Consider the following 18,577-nt stretch of genomic DNA (forward strand, 5'->3'; position numbering starts at 1 on the left):
TCTTCCTGCCGCCCGCGGACCGCAGGAAGATGGCTGAATCGTGTGATTGATTTTGTTTTTAACCGGAGGCTAGTGTACGAAGGCAGCCATGAAATAACAATCGAGATCGGGACAAAATCGGGAGAAATCGACGCAACGGACACAAAAAAAGCACCGGCCGGCGGCTCGGTGCTTTTTCATCGCCGGTTCAACGATGCTACGGGAAAACCGGAATATGCTTTTCAACCCCGGCAAAGGAGGCTTCCGGATGGCGTTTTTCAAGCAGCTCCTCGATTTCCGGCACGCGCTTGAACGGCACGTCCACCAGCAGCAGGATCTTGCCTTCCTCGATGCCGGCATGGAAGGCTTTCAGGCGGGAATTCGGCAAGGCCGCCGCCGCCATGCCCGACATCCAGCTGCCCAGCACCGCGCCGGCCAGGGTCAGCGCGACCAGCGCCAGCCAGTTCAGGTGCACCCACTCGGGCGGGAAATACACCAGCCACATGCCCAGCAGCAGGCCGATCACGCCGCCGGCCAGCAAGCCGACTTCCGCGCCGTTGGCCAGATCGGTCTTATGCAACACATTGGCTTCCGGCATATCGGCCGGCAACTTGCCGTCGGCCGCCCAGAAGTGGATATGCCGGATCCCTACCCGCGCCAGCAATAATTCGTCCAGCATACCGCGCGCACTGGGAACATCCGGCAACATGAAGTAAAGCCTTTGTCTGCCCAACATGATGGTCTCCTATGACTGGTTATGCCTTCAGCATAGTCAATCGAGGTCGAATCCACAAAGTCTGATTGGCGCCTTGCGCCGTGAACAACCCGAAACAATGAAAAATGCGACAATCGCCATTCAGTTAACCAATCACGATGGAAACCCCATGATCCTCGAATTAGCCGATATCCGTATCCAGCCGGGCAAGCAACAGGAATTCGACGCCGCGATCCAGCGCGGAGTCGAGCAAATCATCAGCAAGGCCAAGGGCTTTGCCGGTTACAAGGTGCACAAGGGAATTGAATCGCCGGAGCGCTATGTCCTGACCATCCTCTGGCAAACCCTGGAAAACCACACCGTGGATTTCCGCGAATCGCCGGCATTTACCGACTGGCGGGCGCTGGTAGGACCGTTTTTCGCCGTCGCACCAACCGTCGAGCACTTTACGCTCTTGACAGAATCGCATTGATTGCAGGGCGGGGGAGTAAGAAGACGTGCACTGTGTGAGCAGCAGGGCAACCCGTTCAGACGGCCAATGCCGGCGGGATGCCCGACTGCTACGCAGCGACGATGTACTACGAGATGTTGAAACTACTGCTAAAACTGTACTACTTACTGCAAACAACTGCTGCGGACCTTCAATTGCCGGCAACTCCGGCAATTCCGCCCAAACAAGATTTCAGACCATGAAGCAGTCTTAGAAACTCTTGATCCATGCTGCAGTCTGGGCGCTTTCACGGTCCAGGCGTTGCATGCGGTATTCCAGGTCGTACAGGTCGACGGCTTCTGCCAGATAGGCTTCCTTGCGCGCAGCTTCCGAACGCTCGTAGGCGGTACCGAGACGCTTGAAGAATGCGGCGACCTTGCTCAGGGAGCCGGCGCTTTGCACAGCAGGCGCCGCTGGACGGCTCACGGCAGCAGGACGAGCTGCTGGGGCTGGACGGGCAATACTAGAACTGTTGCTGATTGTCATTGTAGACATGATGAATTCCTCTTTCGTTTTGCGTTCACCGCAAGCCAATTGTTGCGTCGCACAACCAGAATAGCGTTTCCCCATTAATTATCCAATTTCGATTGCCAATAGCAGTTATCAGTTTTGTGAATTTAAGGGGCTAAATGCGGTTTTCCGAGCACTCCCGGGATTTGTCTTGATGTGTTGTAAAACTGCTATACAGGCATGGAAAGATGCCTGTAAACTGCAGCACCTTCCTTACCAGCCTAGCCCCGATGTCTAACCACACCTTCCTCTGGCACGACTACGAAACCTTCGGCGTGCAGCCGCGCCGCGATCGCCCGGCCCAGTTTGCGGCGATCCGCACCGACGCCGAGCTGAACGAAATCGGCGAACCGATCATGCTGTATTGCCAACCAGCAAATGACTTCTTGCCGGATCCGCAGTCTTGCCTGATCACTGGCATCACGCCGCAGCATTGCCTGCAGCATGGCATTCCAGAGCACCAGTTCGCCGCCCGGATTGAAAAGGCGTTTTCCGAACCCGGCACCATCGGCGTCGGCTACAACACCATCCGCTTCGACGACGAAGTCACGCGCTTCCTGTTCTGGCGCAACCTGATCGATCCCTATGCGCGCGAATGGCAAAACCAATGCGGCCGCTGGGACATCCTGGATGTGGTGCGCACCGCCTATGCGCTGCGGCCGGACGGCATCCAGTGGCCCATCAATGACGAAGGACGGCCCAGTTTCCGCCTCGAACTGCTGACCAAGGCCAACGGCCTCAGCCACGAAGCGGCGCATGACGCGCTGTCCGACGTACGGGCGACAATCGCCCTGGCGCGCCTGATCCGGCAGCACCAGCCGAAGCTGTTCGACTTCTGCCTGGCGCTGCACAAGAAAGACCGCGCCGGCGCCGAAATCGGCCTGCCGACGCCGCGTCCCTTCCTGCATATTTCCGGCATGTTCCCGGCCGAGCAAGGCTGCCTAGCCGTCATGTGGCCGCTCGGCGTGCATCCGACCAACAAGAATGAAATACTGGCCTGGGACCTGGCCTACGATCCGAGCGAGCTGTTTGCGCTCGATGCCGACACCGTACGCACCCGCCTGTTCAGCAAGTCGGCCGACCTGCCGGAAGGCGTGACGCGGCTGCCCTTGAAATCGGTGCATCTGAATAAATCGCCGATGGTGATCAACAAGCTGCAAACCCTGTCGGGCGACATGGCGGCGCATTGGGGCATCAATATTCCACTGGCTCTGAAACATGCGGAAATCGCGGCGCAGGCGCCCGATCTGAGCGGCTTGTGGCGCCAGGTGTTCCAGCGTCCGGACGAAGGCGCAAGCGATGTCGACGAGGATTTGTACGGCGGCTTTGTCGGCAACAACGACAGGCGCAAGCTGAACGAGCTGCGCGCCATGACGCCGCAAAAACTGGCGGCGGCGCATATCAGTTTCGACGACCAGCGGCTGGAAGAACTGACCTTCCGCTACCGCGCCCGCAATTTTCCCGACACCCTGCTCCCGGCGGAGCAGGAACGCTGGGAAGAGCATCGCGCGGCGCGCCTGTTCGACGGCGAAGGCAAGGCGCGCACGATCGACATGCTGTTTGAAGAGATCGACAAGCTGTCAGAGACAGCGGACGAGCGCGGCGAGGAAGTCCTCGGCGCACTGTATGACTACGCCGAGATGATTGCGCCGGCGCGGGAATAAGCGCGCTGGCCGCGGCGCACGCCAGGACCACAGCAACCAAGCGGGGCCAGGATGGTTTTCGATCAGCTGCACGAAAACCATCCTGGCCCCGCTTGCTTAGAAAGTACTAAGCCGAGATTGAGTCATGTTTTTGCGAATCCGTTCAAGCCCTGGCCGGCAAATCGGCAAAACAACATCAGCGCGGGCGCTTGGCCAGGTATTCGGGCTGGAACATGCACATGCGGATCGCATCGCGATACACGCCGTTGATAAAAAACTCGCTCTTCAATTCGCTTTCCAGCTCAAATCCGCACTTCTGGTAGATATGGATCGCCTTGTGGTTTTCCTTGTCCACATACAGATACAGCTTGTACAGGTTGAGCACGCAAAAGGCGTACTCGATCGCCAGCCGCGTGGCGCGTTCCGCATAGCCCCGGCCCTGGGCGCTCGGCGCCACGATGATCTGGAATTCGGCGCGGCGGTGGATATGGGTGATCTCGACCAGTTCGACCAGTCCCACCATCTCGCCGTTATCGCTTTCAAGGATGAAGCGGCGCTCGCTCTGGTCGTGTACGTGCTGGTCATATAGCTGCGTCAGCTCAACATAGGCTTCGTACGGCTCTTCGAACCAGTAGCGCATGATGTGGCTATTATTGTCGAGCTGGTGCACAAAGTGCAGATCGTTGCGTTCCAATGGGCGCAGTTTAAGGCCCGGTTGCACGAGGGTAGTCATAAAACGTCTTTCTTGTTTGTTAGTTTGTTTGTTTTTTGTTGAAAATATTATCGTTATCGATGGCTTGAATGATTGCTGCCTGCCTGCATCGACTCAAGCCGGCTGAAGTCTTGCGGGAAGTCGTCCACCTGCACGCTGATGTCGCCATAACGGGCAAAATCCTGCAGCACCTGCTGTTCTTCTTCGGTGATCGCGCCAGTGGCCGCCACCGCCGCGATCCAGCCTGGCATTTCGATCAGGCTTTGCGGCATCGGCGCCAGGCTGCCGGCCTTGAACGATAGCTTGAGCCGCGCTTCGATGGCATTCACTTGTGGAATCAGCTGGAACGCCAGTTCGCCAAAAGCTTGCGGCGATTGTTCGGCGCTCGGCATGAAGATTCCTCCGACCAGGCGGTCGCGGCTGGCGCCGTTGGTTTGCATGGCTTTCGCCACGGCGCTGTCGAGCGCATCGGAGGGCTTGTCGTAAGGCCGGCCGAAAGGAAACACGATGGCCCGCAGCAAAACCGCCAGCAGCCGGTTCGGGAAATTGTCGAGCACGCCTAGATAAGCTTCCTGCGCCTGGTGCAAGGCATCCTGGATCGCCCAGTGCACATACGGCAGATCTTCCTGCGGACGGCCATCGTCCTCATAACGTTTGAGGACGCTGGAAACCAAATAGAGCTGCGACAGGATATCGCCCAGGCGCCCGGAAATCCGTTCGCGGAACTTGAGCGAGCCGCCGAAAACGAACATCGACTTGTCGCTCAGCAGGGCGAACGCGGCCGACATGCGGTTGACTGCGCGGTAAAAATGGCGCAGCTCGGCCGGCGCCGCGCTCGGCGCCGCCGGGAAACTGCCGCCCGACAGGCCGGCCACCAGGGTCCGCGAAAAATTGGCGAAGACAAAACCGATATGGCCGAAGAATGCCTGGTCGAAATCGGCCAGCGCCTTTTTCTGGTCGGCCTCGCCCGCCGCCGCCATTTCCTTCAGCACATAAGGATGGCAGCGGATCGCCCCCTGGCCGAAGATGATCAGGCAACGCGTCAGGATGTTGGCGCCCTCGACCGTGATGGCGATCGGCATCTGCTGGTAGCTGCGCGCCAGGAAATTGTTCGGCCCCATGCAGATGCCCTTGCCGCCCAATACATCCATGCCGGCATTGACCAGGATGCGGCCGCGTTCGGTGACGTGGTATTTCGAGATCGCGGAAATCACCGATGGCTTTTCACCGGCATCCACCGCCAGCGCCGACAGCCGCCGCACCGCGTCCATCAGATACAGGTTGCCGCCCATGCGCGCCAGCATTTCATGGATGCCTTCGAACTTGCCGATCGGGATCCTGAACTGATGGCGCATCGCTGCGTAAGCGCTGGTGCCGCGCACCGCCAGCTTGGAAAAACCGACTGTGGAGGACGGCAAGGAAATGGCGCGGCCGGCAGCCAGGCATTCCATCAGCATGCGCCAGCCCTTGCCGATCCGTTCGCGGCCGCCGATCACCCAGTCCAGCGGAATGAACACGTCCTTGCCGGAAGTCGGGCCGTTCTGGAACACCGCGTTCAGCGGCCAGTGGCGCCGGCCGGTGACAACGCCGGGATGGCTGGTGGGAATCAAGGCGCAGGTGATGCCAAGATCGACTGCCGCGCTACTGTCTCCCGCGGCCAGCAGATGATCCGGATCCTGCACCTGGAACGCCAGCCCCAGCACGGTCGCCACCGGACCCAGGGTGATGTAGCGCTTGTCCCAGGTAAGGCGGAAGCCCAGCATTTCCTGGCCGTCGTATTCGCCCACGCAGACGATGCCGACGTCCGGAATCGCGGCCGCATCGGAACCGGCGTAAGGGCTGGTCAGCGCGAAGCACGGTATCTCCTCGCCGGCGGCAAGGCGCGGCAGGAAATAATCCTTTTGCGCCTCAGTGCCATATTGCAGCAGCAGCTCGGCCGGCCCCAGCGAATTGGGCACCATCACAGAAATCGCCGCCGCGGAACAGTGCGAGGACAGCTTCATGATCACCTGCGAATGCATGTAGGCGGAGAACTCCTTGCCGCCGTACTGCTTCGGAATGATCATGCCGAGAAAACCTTTGTCCTTGACGAATTGCCAGGCCTGCGGCGACAGGTCCTGCCATATTTCGGTGCTGTCCCAGTCGCTGACCAAGCCGCACAGCTGCTCGACTTCATGATCGAGAAAATCCTGCTCCTCCGCTGTCAGCGCGGGCGGCGCCAGCTGCAGCAATTTGTCCCACGCCGGCTTGCCGGAAAACAGTTCGGCATCCCACCAGGTGGTGCCGGCCTCGATGGCGTCGCGTTCGGTCTGCGACATGCGCGGCAGGATGCGCCGGAACATCTGCAGCACCGGCCCGCTCAACAGACGGTAACGCAGCGGCCGGATGGCTACGATCAAGGTCGGGATCGCCAGCAGCAGCAACAGCAATATGGCCGCCAGCGCGCCGATGCCGGCCAGCCGGAAACCGCCGGCTATCCACAGCAGCATGGCGCCCAGCCAAACCCAGGCGCCGAGGCGCAACTGCATCAATGCCAAAGCGCCGATAAGCAGCGCTGCGATCCAATAGAACATGCTTGCTCCCAAATTTGACTGTTGTTCGTGCGGCGAGTCTTGACATGCGCGCCGCCAGGCGGACGCGATCAGGAAGACAGAATGTGACTGAATGTAGATGAGCACATAATGGGCACATAAAAGCATTGCCCGGAAAACCATGGCCCAGTTAAAGAAATAAGGTAATTCTTTATCCTTTGGTCACTTTTTGGACACGAAAAGTTCACGGACAGCAAATTTAAATGTTAAACAACAACAAGTTAGCTTATTCTATGCAGCGCTTGAGGGAACAATTAAAAAGATATGGAATCAGCAACATGCAACCCTTTGTAAATCTTTGTATCCATTTGTCAACCATACTATACAATCGCGCGTTAGACCTTCGTATAGTTACGCATTGCTATGGGAAAACCTAGTAAAACCAATTCCTAGCCTGAGCGCTCGGCCCATATTGCCTATGTGTACCTCGTAGCCAGCCCGCCCGCAGGCGAGTCTCCAAACCGTATCAGACCAGTTACAAGAGCATTTAGCCTTTAATGAATAATTTAATTTTGATGACCGGCGCGACCGGCTTTCTGGGTGGCGCAAACGCTGTCGAGGCAATTCACCGTGGGCTAGGCAAAAATCTGTTGTTGCTGGCACGCGCGGACACCCCTGAGGCAGCGCACGCCCGGGTGATCAAGAACCTGCAATTGCTGGGCGCCAGCGCGGCCGACATCGCACAGATCGGCGTCGAACAAATCCTCTGTTCGGACTTGTCGGAGCTCGACAGCGTCGCCGGCGATCCGCGCCTGGACCAGGTATCGGTGGTAGTCCATTCGGCGGCGCTGGCAACTTTCTCGAATCATCCCTCGCTGGAAAAAATCAACGTCGACGGCACGCTGGCGCTGGGCAAGCTGATGCACCGGCGCCCTGCCCTGAAACGCTTCATGTACATCGGCACCGCCATGGCCTGCGGCGAAGGCGCCGGCATCAATGCCGTGGTCAAGGAAAGAATCGACCTGCCGCTGGGCGACGAACACCTGGTGGCGTATACCCGCTCCAAGGCCATGGGTGAAAAGAAACTGCGCGACACCTATCCCGACCTGCCGGTGATCTACGTGCGGCCATCGATCATCGTCGGCCACACTGTGCTCGGCTGCGCACCCTCGCAAAGCATTTTCTGGGTCTTCATGGTGTGGCAGCTGCTGGGCGCGCTGACCACCGCCCTCGATGAAAAAGTGGATGTGGTGCCGGTGGACTGGTGCGCGCAAGCGATCATCGACCTGGCGCAAAAGGAAACCCTGACGCACAATGTATTCCATATCTCGGCCGGCACCGGTTCCAGCGTCTCGTTCCGCGAGATCGACCTGGCACTAGCGGCGGCGCGCGGCATCGAACCGATCGGCGCTACCTACAAGCAGATCACGCCGGACGCCATTGCCACCCTGCTGCCGCGCATGCGCGAATGCGTGCCGGAATGCAATGACCGCCTGCTGCTGCGCGCGCTCAAGCTGTATGGCGCCTTCGCCGGCCTGAATTACGTATTCGACAACAGCAACCTGCTGGCAGAAGGCATCCGCCCGGCGCCGCTGTTTACCGACTACATCCCGCTGTGCGTCGAGTCGGCAAGGCATATCCCGATAGCAGAACAGATGAAATGGGACTTTAAATAGTCTTCGCCGTCAGGCCGCACATATCTTTTGCATTCATCGCTTGCCCCTAATCAGCGCCGCTTTCCGTTAGAATTGGCTCCTCGCGGACAACAAAATCAACAGGGGTAACGACCATGAAATGGGAAGGCAATCGGGAAAGTGACAACGTCGAAGACCGTCGCGGCGATGACGGCGGCGGTGGCGGCGGCGGATTCGGCGGCCGCTCGATAGGCCTCGGCACCATAGCGATTGCCCTGGTCGCCTCGTATTTTTTCGGCATCAGCCCTAGCACCGTCCTCAGCCTGTTGAGCGGCGGCGGCCCGGTCAGCCAGCCGCAATCGCAGCAAGCGCCCGCACCCAACCGCAACAATCAGCCGGAAGATCAAAAGAAGAAATTCGTGCGGACCGTGCTGGCCGACACCGAAGATGTCTGGACCCAGATTTTCCGCGCCAACGGCAAGACTTATCCGCCGCCAAAACTGGTCTTGTTTTCGGGCGCCACCCAGACTGCGTGCGGCACCGGCCAGACCGCCTCCGGACCGTTCTACTGCCCGGGCGACCGCAAGGTCTATATCGACCTCAGCTTCTACCAGCTGATGCAGCAGCGCTTCCACGTGTCGGGCGAATTCGCCCAGGCTTACGTGATCGCCCACGAAGTCGGCCACCATGTACAGAACCTGATGGGCATCATGGACAAGGTCAACAGCGCCGAACGGCAGATGTCGAAGGCCCAGGCCAACGCCATGTCGGTACGGCTGGAGCTGCAAGCCGATTGCCTGGCTGGGGTCTGGGCCTTCCATGCCAACCAGGCGCGCAGCATCCTGGAACAAGGCGATGTCGAAGGCGCGCTGAACGCGGCCACCGCCATCGGTGACGATGCCCTGCAAAAACAGGAACAGGGTTACGTCGTGCCGGACTCGTTCACCCATGGCACCTCGGCGCAACGGGTGCGCTGGTTCAAGCAAGGCGTCAGCAGCGGCGAAGTCAAATCCTGCAATACCTTTGAAGTAAAGACGCTTTAATCGACGACACATGGCAAGCCGGCCTGCGCAGCTTGCCGGGCTTGCGCAAGCGCTCCGCAATGCAACCGTTCAAGACAGGGCGGCAAGCCGCCAAAGCCGGATGGGCTGGCCGGAACCTGCCGCTAAGCCCTGAGGCCAAGCGCGTCCTCAAACATTCATCGCGACTCATCAAGCATGTCACATCAAGAAACCATTCAATTACTGCGCACCGCCCTCGCTGCGAAGCCAAGCACTCCCCCGGGAATCACCGCCCTGGCCCAGACCTGGCGCGCGCAGACTGCTCTGCTGTCGGCGCTGCCGCCGCGTTTTACCGAGGTGGCTGAAAATTTCCTCGGCCGGCTGGAAGCCGCAAGCCTGTTCTCGGAAGAAAGCTGTTCGTACAGCCAGCAAGACCTGCTCGATCATCTGGGCGCCTGGCTCGATCAGGCGCAGCTGGCGCTGCAAAAGAGCGCCAGCCTTTAATTTTTTCATCCCCACCATCATCGGAATACTATGCAACAACTGGAATTACGCCTCAACAGCGATTACGTCGAACTCAATCAATTGCTCAAGCTGACCGGCGTCTGCGACAGCGGCGGCGCAGGCAAGGCGCTGGTTGCCAGCGGCGTGGTGTCGGTCGATGGCAAGGTCGAGCTGCGCAAGACCTGCAAGATCGTGGCTGGCCAAAAGGTCACCATCGGCGATCTTCTGATCTACGTGCTGCCGCGGCGCGCGGCAAACTGACCGACAAAACCCGGCAAGACGAGCAAGCGCGAAGTATCGAGGGGGAGACGAAATGGCAGAAGATATTCTGACGATCAGGCAATTCTGGTTTGGCGACAATCCGGATGACGCAGCCGTCGCCAGCCAGCAATCGGCCCTGTGGTGGAGCAAGAACCCGGCCATCGACCTGCAGATCAGAGAGCGCTTTGAAAGCGTGTTGCTGGCGGCTGACAGCAAGCAGCTGTCCGACTGGGAAACAACACCGCATGGCGTACTCGCGCTGGTGATCCTGAACGATCAGTTCCCGCGCAATATGTACCGCGAGACGCCGCGCTCGTTTGCTTTCGATGAGCAGGCGCGCGGCTTTTGCCGGCTAGGCCTGCAGCCCGGCTTCTATGACGCCTTGCGCCCGATCGAACGCAGTTTCCTGCATTTGCCGCTGACCCATTCGGAACTGCTGGCCGACCAGGAGCAGGCGGTGGCGCTTGCCGCCGCACTGGTCGAGCAAGTCCCCGCCAGTCATAAGGAATGCTTTGCCGGCTACCTCTCGTTTGCGGTCCGGCACCGCGACATCATCGCCCGCTTCGGCCGCTTCCCGCATCGCAACCGCATCCTGCAGCGGCCATCGACTGCGCAGGAACTGGCATTCCTGCAACAGCCTGGATCCTCTTTCTAGCCGGCTGCAACAGCCTGCTCGGCGCCTTACAGGGCGATATTCAAGGGAATTTTCAGATAGCTGACGCCGTTCTCTTCCGGCGCCGGCAATACCCCGGCACAGATATTCAGCTGGATCGAGGGCAGCATCAGGGTCGGCAAACCCAGGCTGGCATCGCGCCTGGTGCGCATGGCGATGAATTCGCTTTCGCTGATGCCGTCCCTGACGTGGATATTCTTTGCACGCTGCTCGGCGACCGTGGCCTCGCAGGCCGGCGCCCGCCCCTCCGGCGGATAGTCGTGGCAGACGAACAGCCGGGTCGCCGGCGGCAGCTGCAACAGCTTGCCGACTGAGCGATACAGGCTGCTGGCGCTGCCGCCGGGGAAATCGCAGCGCGCCGAACCGAGATCCGGCATGAACAAGGTATCGCCGACAAACGCCACCTCCTGCTCCACCAGATAAGCCATGTCGGCCGGCGTATGGCCGGGCACATGCAGCGCCTGTGCGCGCAAATTGCCGATATGGAAAATCTCATCGGCCGCAAACAGGCGATCGAACTGGGCGCCGTCCAGCAGGAATTCCGATTGCAGGTTGAAGACCTTCTTGAATACCCCCTGCACCACCCGGATCTGGTCGCCGATGGCGATGGCGCCGCCCAGTTGCCGGCGCAGATAGGGCGCCGCGGAAATGTGGTCGGCGTGGGCATGGGTTTCCAGCAGCCACTGCACTTTCAGATTCTTGGCGCGCACGAATTCAATCACGCGATCGGCAGCCGCGGTCGAGGTATGGCCAGCCACCGGATCGTAACCAAGCACGGAATCGACGATCGCGCATTCGCTGCCCGCCTTCTCGTACACAACATAAGTAAACGTGGCGGTACTCTGATCAAAAATCACTTCTACCTGAGGACTAGGCATCGAATCACATCCTTAAACTTAACAATAGGTAACTATATATAAAAATATATAACATTGACAAATACTTAATCCGCCTTTATATTATTAACAATTAAATAAGTAGTAATCTGACAATCTAACATTTAACACAGCGTTTCATTGAAGCATCCGATATAACGCGACCAGTCGCAAAATGATCGCAAATTGTTAAACGCATTGGTAAACCGAAGAGCATGTCTAGCCCCGGTCGTTCATCTGTGCACGTTTGTCCCGCCATCTTAAACATTTGCGACCTGTGGCGATACTGGTGCATATCGATACCTGATCCGCTGGCCGCGCGTGTAAAGAAGCCGGCCGGCCAAACAACGGGCAGAGAAGCAGCGCCATTCACCCGTCACGATGGAAGCAGCGCCTATGAATCTTAATATCATCAAGCATAGCGAATTATTTTCGACTGCCGGTCAAATCGGCATGGAAGACTTGAGCGAGATCGCAGCGGCCGGCTACCGGTCGGTGATCTGCAATCGGCCCGATGCCGAAGACGGCGGCCGTCATGTCTCCAGCGGCGAGCTGGCAGCCGCCTGCGAAAGACTCGGGCTGGCCTTCAGCTATCTGCCGGCGGACGCCACCCATCTCAGCAAGGAACATGGCGCCGCCTTGCGCCGGCTGCTGGTCAGCATGCCGCCCCCTATCCTGGCTTTTTGCCGCACCGGCAACCGTTCCACCAACATCTTCCGCCTGGCGAATGCAGCCGAGACAGCCGCTCCCGCATCGCAGGCAGGGCCGGCGGACGACAGGCCCAGGCAATTTGAAGTCGTGATCGTCGGCGCAGGCGCTGCCGGCATCGCCGTCGCCGCCAGCCTGTTGCGGCGCGCACCGAATATGCAGATCGTCATGATCGACCCGGCCAGCCGGCACTACTACCAGCCGGCCTGGACCCTGGTCGGCGGCGGCGCCTATGCGCAGAAAAAGACGGTACGGCCAATGGCCTCGGTGATCCCGGAGCGGGTGCAATGGCTGCAGCGGTCGGCGGTGGAATTCCTGCCGGACCATAACCGCGTCCGGCTCGACGACGGCAGCCTGATCGCCTACCAGCAACTGATCGTCTGCCCTGGCCTGCGCCTGGCCTGGGAAAAAATAGAGGGCCTGGAGCAGACCCTGGGCCGCAACGGCGTCACCTCCAACTACCGCTACGAACTGGCGCCGTATACCTGGCAGCTGGTGTCGCAGTTAAAACAAGGCAAGGCGCTGTTCTGCCAGCCGGCCATGCCGATCAAGTGCGCCGGCGCCCCGCAAAAAGCCATGTACCTGTCATGCGACCACTGGCTGCGCAGAGGCGTGCTGGACAAGATTGCGGTTGAATTCAATATCGCCGGCGTCGCCTTGTTCGGCGTTCCTGCGTTTGTGCCGCCGCTGATGTCCTACGTCAAAAAATACCAGGCGCAGCTGGCATTCGAGTCGAATCTGGTCAAGGTCGACGGCGATCGCAAGCTGGCCTGGTTCGATGTCAAGGACCGCGCCGGCAATATCGTGCGCCAGGAAAAATCCTTCGACATGCTGCATGTGGTGCCGCCGCAGGTGGCGCCCGACGCGGTCCGCAACAGTCCGCTAGCCAATCTCGACGGCTGGTGCGAAGTCGATCCGGCAACGCTGCGCCATGTCCGTTACCGCAACGTCTTTGCGCTCGGCGACATCAGCTCCACCAGCAATGCAAAGACAGTGGCCGCCGTCCGCAAGCAAGCCGTGGTGGTCGCCGCCAACCTGCTGTCGGCCTGCGCTGGAGAGCCGCTGAGCGCACACTATGACGGCTATGGCGCCTGCCCGCTTACGGTGGAAAAAGGCAAGGCGATACTGGCCGAATTCGGCTATGGCGGCAAACTGCTGCCGACCTTCCCGCTCGATCCGACCATTGCCCGCCGCAGCAACTGGCTCCTGAAAACCACCGTGCTGCCCTGGGTCTACTGGACGCTGATGCTGAAAGGCCGGGAGTGGCTCACCCAATCCTCTGCCTCCAAAGAACATCCATAGCGCCGGCATTGTTCCGCCGGTGCGCATGCAGACGCAATCTCAGCGCAGCGCCCGCAGCAGCCGCAAGCCGTTGAACACCACCAGCAAGCTGGCACCCATGTCGGCAAACACCGCCATCCACAGCGTCGCTTCGCCGCTCAGCGCCAGCACCAGGAAAATGGCCTTGATGCCGAGCGCCAGCGTGATGTTTTGCATCAGCACGGCGTAAGTCTTTTTGCTCAGGCGGATGAAGTCCGGGATCTTGCGCAGATCGTCGTCCATCAGCGCCACATCGGCGGTTTCCAGCGCCGTGTCGCTGCCGGCTGCGCCCATGGCAAAGCCGATATCGGCTTGCGCCAGCGCCGGCGCATCGTTGATGCCGTCGCCCACCATGCCGACACAGGCGAAGCGCGCGCGCAAATCGTTGATCGCTTCCAGCTTGTCCTGCGGCAGCTGGTCGCCACGGGCATCGCCGATGCCGACCTGGGCCGCGATGGCTTGCGCGGTGTGCGCATTGTCGCCGGTCAGCATCACCGCTTCCACGCCGATCGCGCGCAACGCCGCCACCGCTTGCGGCGCAGTATCACGCACCGTGTCGGCCACCGCCAGTATCAGCAGAGGCTGCGAGGCCGAGCACAGCACCACCGTGGTCTTGCCTTCGCTCTCCAGCGCCGACAAGCGCGCCTCCAGCGCGGGGCTGCAGATGTTCATTTCATGCACCAGGCGGTGATTGCCGAGGTAAAGCTGCTGGTTGCCTATCATGCCCTGCACGCCGCGCCCGGTCAGCGCTTCAAAGGCGCTGACCTCAAGCAGGCTCTCGGCCGCTTGCCAATGCGCCGCCACCGCCGTCGATACCGGATGGTCGGAACGGCCGGCCAGGCTGGCCGCCTGATGCAGCAGCTGGCGCAGCAAGCCGCCATCGGCGTCAACCGCGGGCTGCACCAGCTGCACATCCGTCACGCGCGGCTTGCCCAGGGTCAGGGTGCCGGTCTTGTCCATCGCCAGCGCCTTGATCTTGCGTCCCATTTCCAGATAGACCCCGCCCTTGATCAGTATCCCGTGCCTGGCCGCGGCCGCCAAACCGCTGACCACCGTCACCGGCGTCGAAATCACCAATGCGCAGGGACAGGCAATCACCAGCAGCACCAGCGCCTTGTACAGCCATGGATAGAAAGCCGCGCCCATCAGCAGCGGCGGCAAGGTCGCCACCAGCAACGCTGCCAGCACCACGACCGGAATGTAGTAGCGGGCGAACTGGTCGACGAAGCGCTGGGTCGGGGCGCGCTCGCCCTGCGCCTGCTGCACGCTCTTGATGATGCGGGCCAGCGTCGAATTGGCTTGCAGCGCGGTGACCCGGTAGACGAACGAGCCGCGTTCGTTGATGGTGCCGGCAAATACCTGGTCGCCGGCCTGCTTGGCGACCGGCATGCTTTCGCCGGTGATGGCCGCCTGGTTGATGGTGGTCTGCCCTTCCGTCACCGCGCCGTCGAGCGGCACGCGCGCGCCCGGCCTGACGCGGATCAGCGCCGCCAGCTTGACCTCGCCGGTGGCCACCTCATGCCATTCGCCATCGGCGCCTTGCACCGTCGCCAGGTCCGGCGCCATGGCCATCAAACCCTTGATGGCATTGCGGGCGCGGTCCAGCGACAGCGCTTCGATCATTTCCGCCAGCGCAAACAGGAAAATCACCACCGCCGCTTCCGGCCACTGGCCGATGATGGCCGCGCCGATCACCGCCAGCGACATCAGGAAATTCATGTTGAGCGAGAAATTGCGCAGCGCGATCCAGCCCTTCTTCAGGGTATCGAGGCCGCCAGCCAGGATGGCGGCCAGCGCCAGGCCGATCACCAGCCACGAGCTGTCCTGGCCGCTGCTCCAGGCCACTACCTCGGCGCCGACCGCGGTGATCCCCGAGATCGCCATCAGCAGCCATTTCTTGCGCGATATCTTGAACGCGCCGTCGCCCAGGCCTTCAGTGAGGCCGACGGCGCCGGTCAGTGTGTCCGACTTCAGCGCCGGCTCCATGTCCAGCGCCTTGAGGGTAGCGACGATGGAATCCAGCGACGGCAGGCGATGCTGGACCGTCAGCTCGCGCTGGATCAGGTTGAACTGCATGGCCTCGATGCCGGCCATCTGCCTGAATCTGTCGCGGATCAGCTTTTCTTCCGTCGGGCAATCCATCTTCTGGATCAGGAACACCGCCTCTTGCGCGCCGGCTGCCAGGATCGGGCGGCTGGCGCCGGCATCGGCCTGCGCGTGCTCGTGGCGCCGGCTTTGGCCATGTCCGTGGCTATGCTCATGGCTATGCTCATGGCCATGCTGGTGGTCGTGATGATCATGATGATCGTCATGATCGTTGTGATCGTGCTTGCAAGCGGCCATAGGCCCTCCTCGATGCAGGTTTTAGCAATGCAGATTGCATACTCCTTGCATATTTAAAACCCTGTAGCTACTATAAGGTCAAGGATTTACTTGAAATAATCAGGAAAGGAGCAGGTACATGGCTGCAACTGCACTCAAGATCGGCGAACTGGCAGCGCATGCCGGCTGCCCGGTGGAAACCATCCGCTACTACGAGCGCGAAGGCCTGCTGCCGCTGGCGGCACGCTCGCAAAGCAACTACCGCCTGTATGGGCAGGCGCATATCGAGCGCCTGCAGTTCATCCGCCACTGCCGCTCGCTCGACATGACGCTGGATGAAGTGCGCCGGCTGTTGCAGTTCCGCGACTTGCCTGAAGATAATTGCGCGGAAGTGAACACTCTGCTGGACCACCATATCGATCACGTCGCCGCCAGGATCACGGAATTGAAGGCGCTGCAGACGCAGCTGAAGCAATTGCGCAAGCAATGCCAGAAAACCCAGGCGGCCAAGGATTGCGGCATCCTGCAGGGCCTGGCCAGCATGGACGATGAAGCGCCGGCCAATCTCGGCAGCCATGGCGGCGGCGTCCATTAAGCCAAGCCAGATGAATATTCACTCCGACGATCTGCGGATCTTCATCGCCGTGGTTGACTGCGGCACGCTGAGCGCCGCCGCCGAACAGCTGGGGCAGACCACCTCGGGCCTGAGCCGCGCCCTGTCGCGGCTGGAGCAGAAGCTGGCCACCTCGCTGCTGACGCGCACCACGCGCCGCATGGAGCTGACCGAAGAAGGCCATCTGTTCCTGGAAAAGGCGCGCGCCATCATCACGGCAATGGAAGAGGCGGAAGAAGCGATCCAGGTGCGCCACCAGCGCCCGTCGGGGCGTTTGCGGGTAGATGCCTCGCCGCCCTTCATGCTGCACTGCATAGTGCCGCACATTGCCGAATTCCGCCGCAACTATCCCGACATCACGCTGGAACTGACCAGCAACGACCAGAATATCGACTTGCTGGAGCAACGCACCGATATCGCCATCCGCCACGGCGCCTTGCAAGATTCGATGCTGCACGCACGCCGGCTGGGAGCGAGCCAGCAGCACATCGTCGCCAGCCCCGGCTACCTGCGCCTGCACGGCACGCCGGCCGACGCCACACAGCTCGGGCAGCATCAGCTGCTCGGCTTTACCCAGCCCGATTCCTTGAATACCTGGCCCTTGCGTCACCAGCAAGATGAAAACATCAGCATCAGCCCGACGCTGCTGGCCTCCGGCGGCGAAACCATCCGCCAGCTGGCGCTGCACGGGCTGGGGATCGCCTGCCTGTCGGCTTTCATGGTGCGCGAAGATATCGCTCGCGGCGCTCTGGTCGATATCCTGGCGCCCTATAACAATGGCTACCGCCAGCAGATTCACGCGGTGTATTACCGCAATACCCAGCTGGCGCGGCGCATCAGCTGCTTCCTCGATTTCCTGCAATTGAAACTGTGAGATCGAGGCCGGCCCAGCGCTTCAAGGCTGGCCGGCAGCCGATGCTCATTTCGAGTGCGACTGCTCGCTATCGAGGTGCGCCATCATCACCGGCGCATAGCGTTCGCCGGCGATGGCATCCGCCGGCAGCGCGGTTTCTATGCGCCCCAGGTCGTCGGCGCTCAACTGCACATTGCTTGCCCCCAGCGATTCGGCCAGACGATCGCGACGGCGGGCGCCGACCAGCGGCACGATATCGCTGCCGCGCGACATCACCCAGGCGATGGCAATCTGCGCCACGGTAGCCTGCTTGCTGTCGGCGATAGCGCGCAAAGCATCCAGAAGAGACAGGTTGTGCGCCAGGTTGTCGCCGCTGAAGCGCGGGCTGCGGCTGCGGAAATCGCCTGGCGTCAGCGTCTTGTCCTGGTTCCAGTGGCCGCTGATCAAGCCGCGCGACAGCACGCCGTAGGCGGTCACGCCGATCCCCAGTTCGCGGCACACAGGAAGGATTTCGGCTTCGATGCCGCGCGAGACCAGCGAATATTCAATCTGCAGGTCGGAAATCGGATGCACAGTCTGCGCCCGCCGTATGGTTTGCGCGCCTACCTCGGACAAGCCGATATGGCGCACATAGCCAGCCTTCACCAGGTCGGCGATGGCGCCCACGGTTTCCTCGATCGGCACGTTCGGATCGAGGCGCGCCGGACGGTAGATATCGATGTGGTCGGTGCCCAGCCGCCGCAGGCTGTAAGTCAGGAAATTCTTCACCGCCTCAGGGCGGCCGTCGATGCCGCCCCAGGCGCCGGCGGGATCGCGCATGGCGCCGAATTTAACGCTCAGCAGAACCTGCTCGCGCTTGCGGCTGCGCAGCGCTTCCCGGATCAGCATTTCGTTGTGGCCCATGCCGTAGAAGTCGCCGGTGTCCAGCAAGGTGATGCCGGCGTCGATAGCGGCGTGCAGGGTGGCGATGCTTTCGTTTTCGTCGGCAGGTCCGTACAAATCGGACATGCCCATGCAGCCCAGGCCGATGATCGAAGATTGCGGGCCGGTACGGCCCAGTTGTCGGGTTTTCATATTGAATCCTTGGTTGGTTTATCCAGATGCAGCGAACAGGCAAGGCCGGGTCCGGCTGCCTCGAAACCATTATTGATCATCACCGCCAGCGAATAAATGGGCATAAAATGATTTCTTTATTCGAAAATCACCAATAATTCCCTTGATATGGGAGAGAGC

17 protein-coding genes are annotated in these 18,577 nt (G+C 60.7%); 10 read left to right on the forward strand and 7 right to left on the reverse strand.

All coding sequences use genetic code 11. From position 1 onward, the window contains the following. Positions 1–196: 196 nt before the first annotated feature. Positions 197–715, reverse strand: coding sequence for a DUF1269 domain-containing protein (locus KHU30_RS20970; RefSeq protein ID WP_098493537.1), 519 nt, complete (start codon positions 713–715; stop codon positions 197–199). 148 nt (positions 716–863) lie between these two features. Here KHU30_RS20970 and KHU30_RS20975 point away from each other — a divergent pair, with 148 nt between their 5' ends. Beyond that, positions 864–1,166 carry an antibiotic biosynthesis monooxygenase family protein gene (locus tag KHU30_RS20975; RefSeq protein ID WP_098493538.1) on the forward strand — a complete coding sequence of 101 codons (303 nt, stop codon included), beginning with the start codon at positions 864–866 and terminating at the stop codon, positions 1,164–1,166. A 228-nt stretch (positions 1,167–1,394) separates the two neighbouring features. Here KHU30_RS20975 and KHU30_RS25265 read toward each other — a convergent pair whose 3' ends face one another. Then, positions 1,395–1,568, reverse strand: coding sequence for a DUF3563 family protein (locus KHU30_RS25265; protein WP_230411082.1), 174 nt, complete (start codon positions 1,566–1,568; stop codon positions 1,395–1,397). Between the two features lie 356 nt (positions 1,569–1,924). Here KHU30_RS25265 and sbcB point away from each other — a divergent pair, with 356 nt between their 5' ends. After that, complete coding sequence (gene sbcB / locus KHU30_RS20985) at positions 1,925–3,358, forward strand: exodeoxyribonuclease I (RefSeq protein WP_211444553.1); 1,434 nt, start codon at positions 1,925–1,927, stop codon at positions 3,356–3,358. A 175-nt stretch (positions 3,359–3,533) separates the two neighbouring features. Here the strand turns inward: sbcB and speG are convergent, their stop codons facing one another. Then, the gene (speG, locus tag KHU30_RS20990) at positions 3,534–4,070 is read right to left on the reverse strand and encodes a spermidine N1-acetyltransferase (RefSeq protein WP_211444554.1); all 537 of its coding nucleotides are present in this window, start codon (positions 4,068–4,070) and stop codon (positions 3,534–3,536) included. A gap of 53 nt (positions 4,071–4,123) precedes the next feature. Further along, entirely contained in the window at positions 4,124–6,622 is a 2,499-nt protein-coding gene (locus KHU30_RS20995; protein WP_211444555.1) for an acyl-CoA dehydrogenase, read from the reverse strand. A 515-nt stretch (positions 6,623–7,137) separates the two neighbouring features. On the opposite strand from KHU30_RS20995, the gene KHU30_RS21000 reads away from it, so the two are divergent. From KHU30_RS21000 to KHU30_RS21020, 5 genes are all read left to right on the forward strand, one after another. Further along, on the forward strand, positions 7,138–8,256 hold the full coding sequence (locus KHU30_RS21000; protein ID WP_211444556.1) for an SDR family oxidoreductase: 1,119 nt from the start codon (positions 7,138–7,140) through the stop codon (positions 8,254–8,256). A 113-nt stretch (positions 8,257–8,369) separates the two neighbouring features. Then, positions 8,370–9,257 (forward strand): KPN_02809 family neutral zinc metallopeptidase, encoded by an 888-nt coding sequence (ypfJ, locus tag KHU30_RS21005; protein WP_211444557.1) that lies wholly within the window; start codon positions 8,370–8,372, stop codon positions 9,255–9,257. A 174-nt stretch (positions 9,258–9,431) separates the two neighbouring features. Continuing rightward, positions 9,432–9,719, forward strand: coding sequence for a hypothetical protein (locus KHU30_RS21010; protein WP_211444558.1), 288 nt, complete (start codon positions 9,432–9,434; stop codon positions 9,717–9,719). 30 nt (positions 9,720–9,749) lie between these two features. After that, a complete protein-coding gene (locus KHU30_RS21015) occupies positions 9,750–9,980 on the forward strand; it encodes an RNA-binding S4 domain-containing protein (protein WP_211444559.1) in 231 nt (76 codons plus the stop codon). A 52-nt stretch (positions 9,981–10,032) separates the two neighbouring features. Continuing rightward, positions 10,033–10,635: a DUF924 family protein gene (locus KHU30_RS21020; RefSeq protein WP_211444560.1), complete on the forward strand. Its 603-nt coding sequence runs from the start codon at positions 10,033–10,035 to the stop codon at positions 10,633–10,635. Positions 10,636–10,661: 26 nt separating this feature from the next. Here KHU30_RS21020 and KHU30_RS21025 read toward each other — a convergent pair whose 3' ends face one another. After that, a complete protein-coding gene (locus KHU30_RS21025) occupies positions 10,662–11,531 on the reverse strand; it encodes an MBL fold metallo-hydrolase (RefSeq protein ID WP_211444561.1) in 870 nt (289 codons plus the stop codon). Between the two features lie 393 nt (positions 11,532–11,924). On the opposite strand from KHU30_RS21025, the gene KHU30_RS21030 reads away from it, so the two are divergent. Then, complete coding sequence (locus KHU30_RS21030) at positions 11,925–13,538, forward strand: bifunctional protein tyrosine phosphatase family protein/NAD(P)/FAD-dependent oxidoreductase (protein ID WP_268907195.1); 1,614 nt, start codon at positions 11,925–11,927, stop codon at positions 13,536–13,538. Between the two features lie 39 nt (positions 13,539–13,577). Here KHU30_RS21030 and KHU30_RS21035 read toward each other — a convergent pair whose 3' ends face one another. Then, a complete protein-coding gene (locus tag KHU30_RS21035) occupies positions 13,578–15,899 on the reverse strand; it encodes a heavy metal translocating P-type ATPase (protein ID WP_211444563.1) in 2,322 nt (773 codons plus the stop codon). A 118-nt stretch (positions 15,900–16,017) separates the two neighbouring features. On the opposite strand from KHU30_RS21035, the gene cadR reads away from it, so the two are divergent. Further along, the gene (gene cadR, locus KHU30_RS21040) at positions 16,018–16,473 is read left to right on the forward strand and encodes a Cd(II)/Pb(II)-responsive transcriptional regulator (protein ID WP_211444564.1); all 456 of its coding nucleotides are present in this window, start codon (positions 16,018–16,020) and stop codon (positions 16,471–16,473) included. Positions 16,474–16,483: 10 nt separating this feature from the next. Then, positions 16,484–17,365, forward strand: a complete 882-nt coding sequence (locus KHU30_RS21045; RefSeq protein ID WP_211444565.1) for a LysR family transcriptional regulator — start codon at positions 16,484–16,486, stop codon at positions 17,363–17,365. Between the two features lie 45 nt (positions 17,366–17,410). Here KHU30_RS21045 and KHU30_RS21050 read toward each other — a convergent pair whose 3' ends face one another. Continuing rightward, positions 17,411–18,418, reverse strand: coding sequence for an aldo/keto reductase (locus KHU30_RS21050; RefSeq protein ID WP_211444566.1), 1,008 nt, complete (start codon positions 18,416–18,418; stop codon positions 17,411–17,413). Between the last annotated feature and the right edge of the window lie 159 nt (positions 18,419–18,577).

The organism is Collimonas humicola (genome assembly GCF_018304945.1).
Lineage (GTDB): Bacteria > Pseudomonadota > Gammaproteobacteria > Burkholderiales > Burkholderiaceae_D > Collimonas > Collimonas humicola.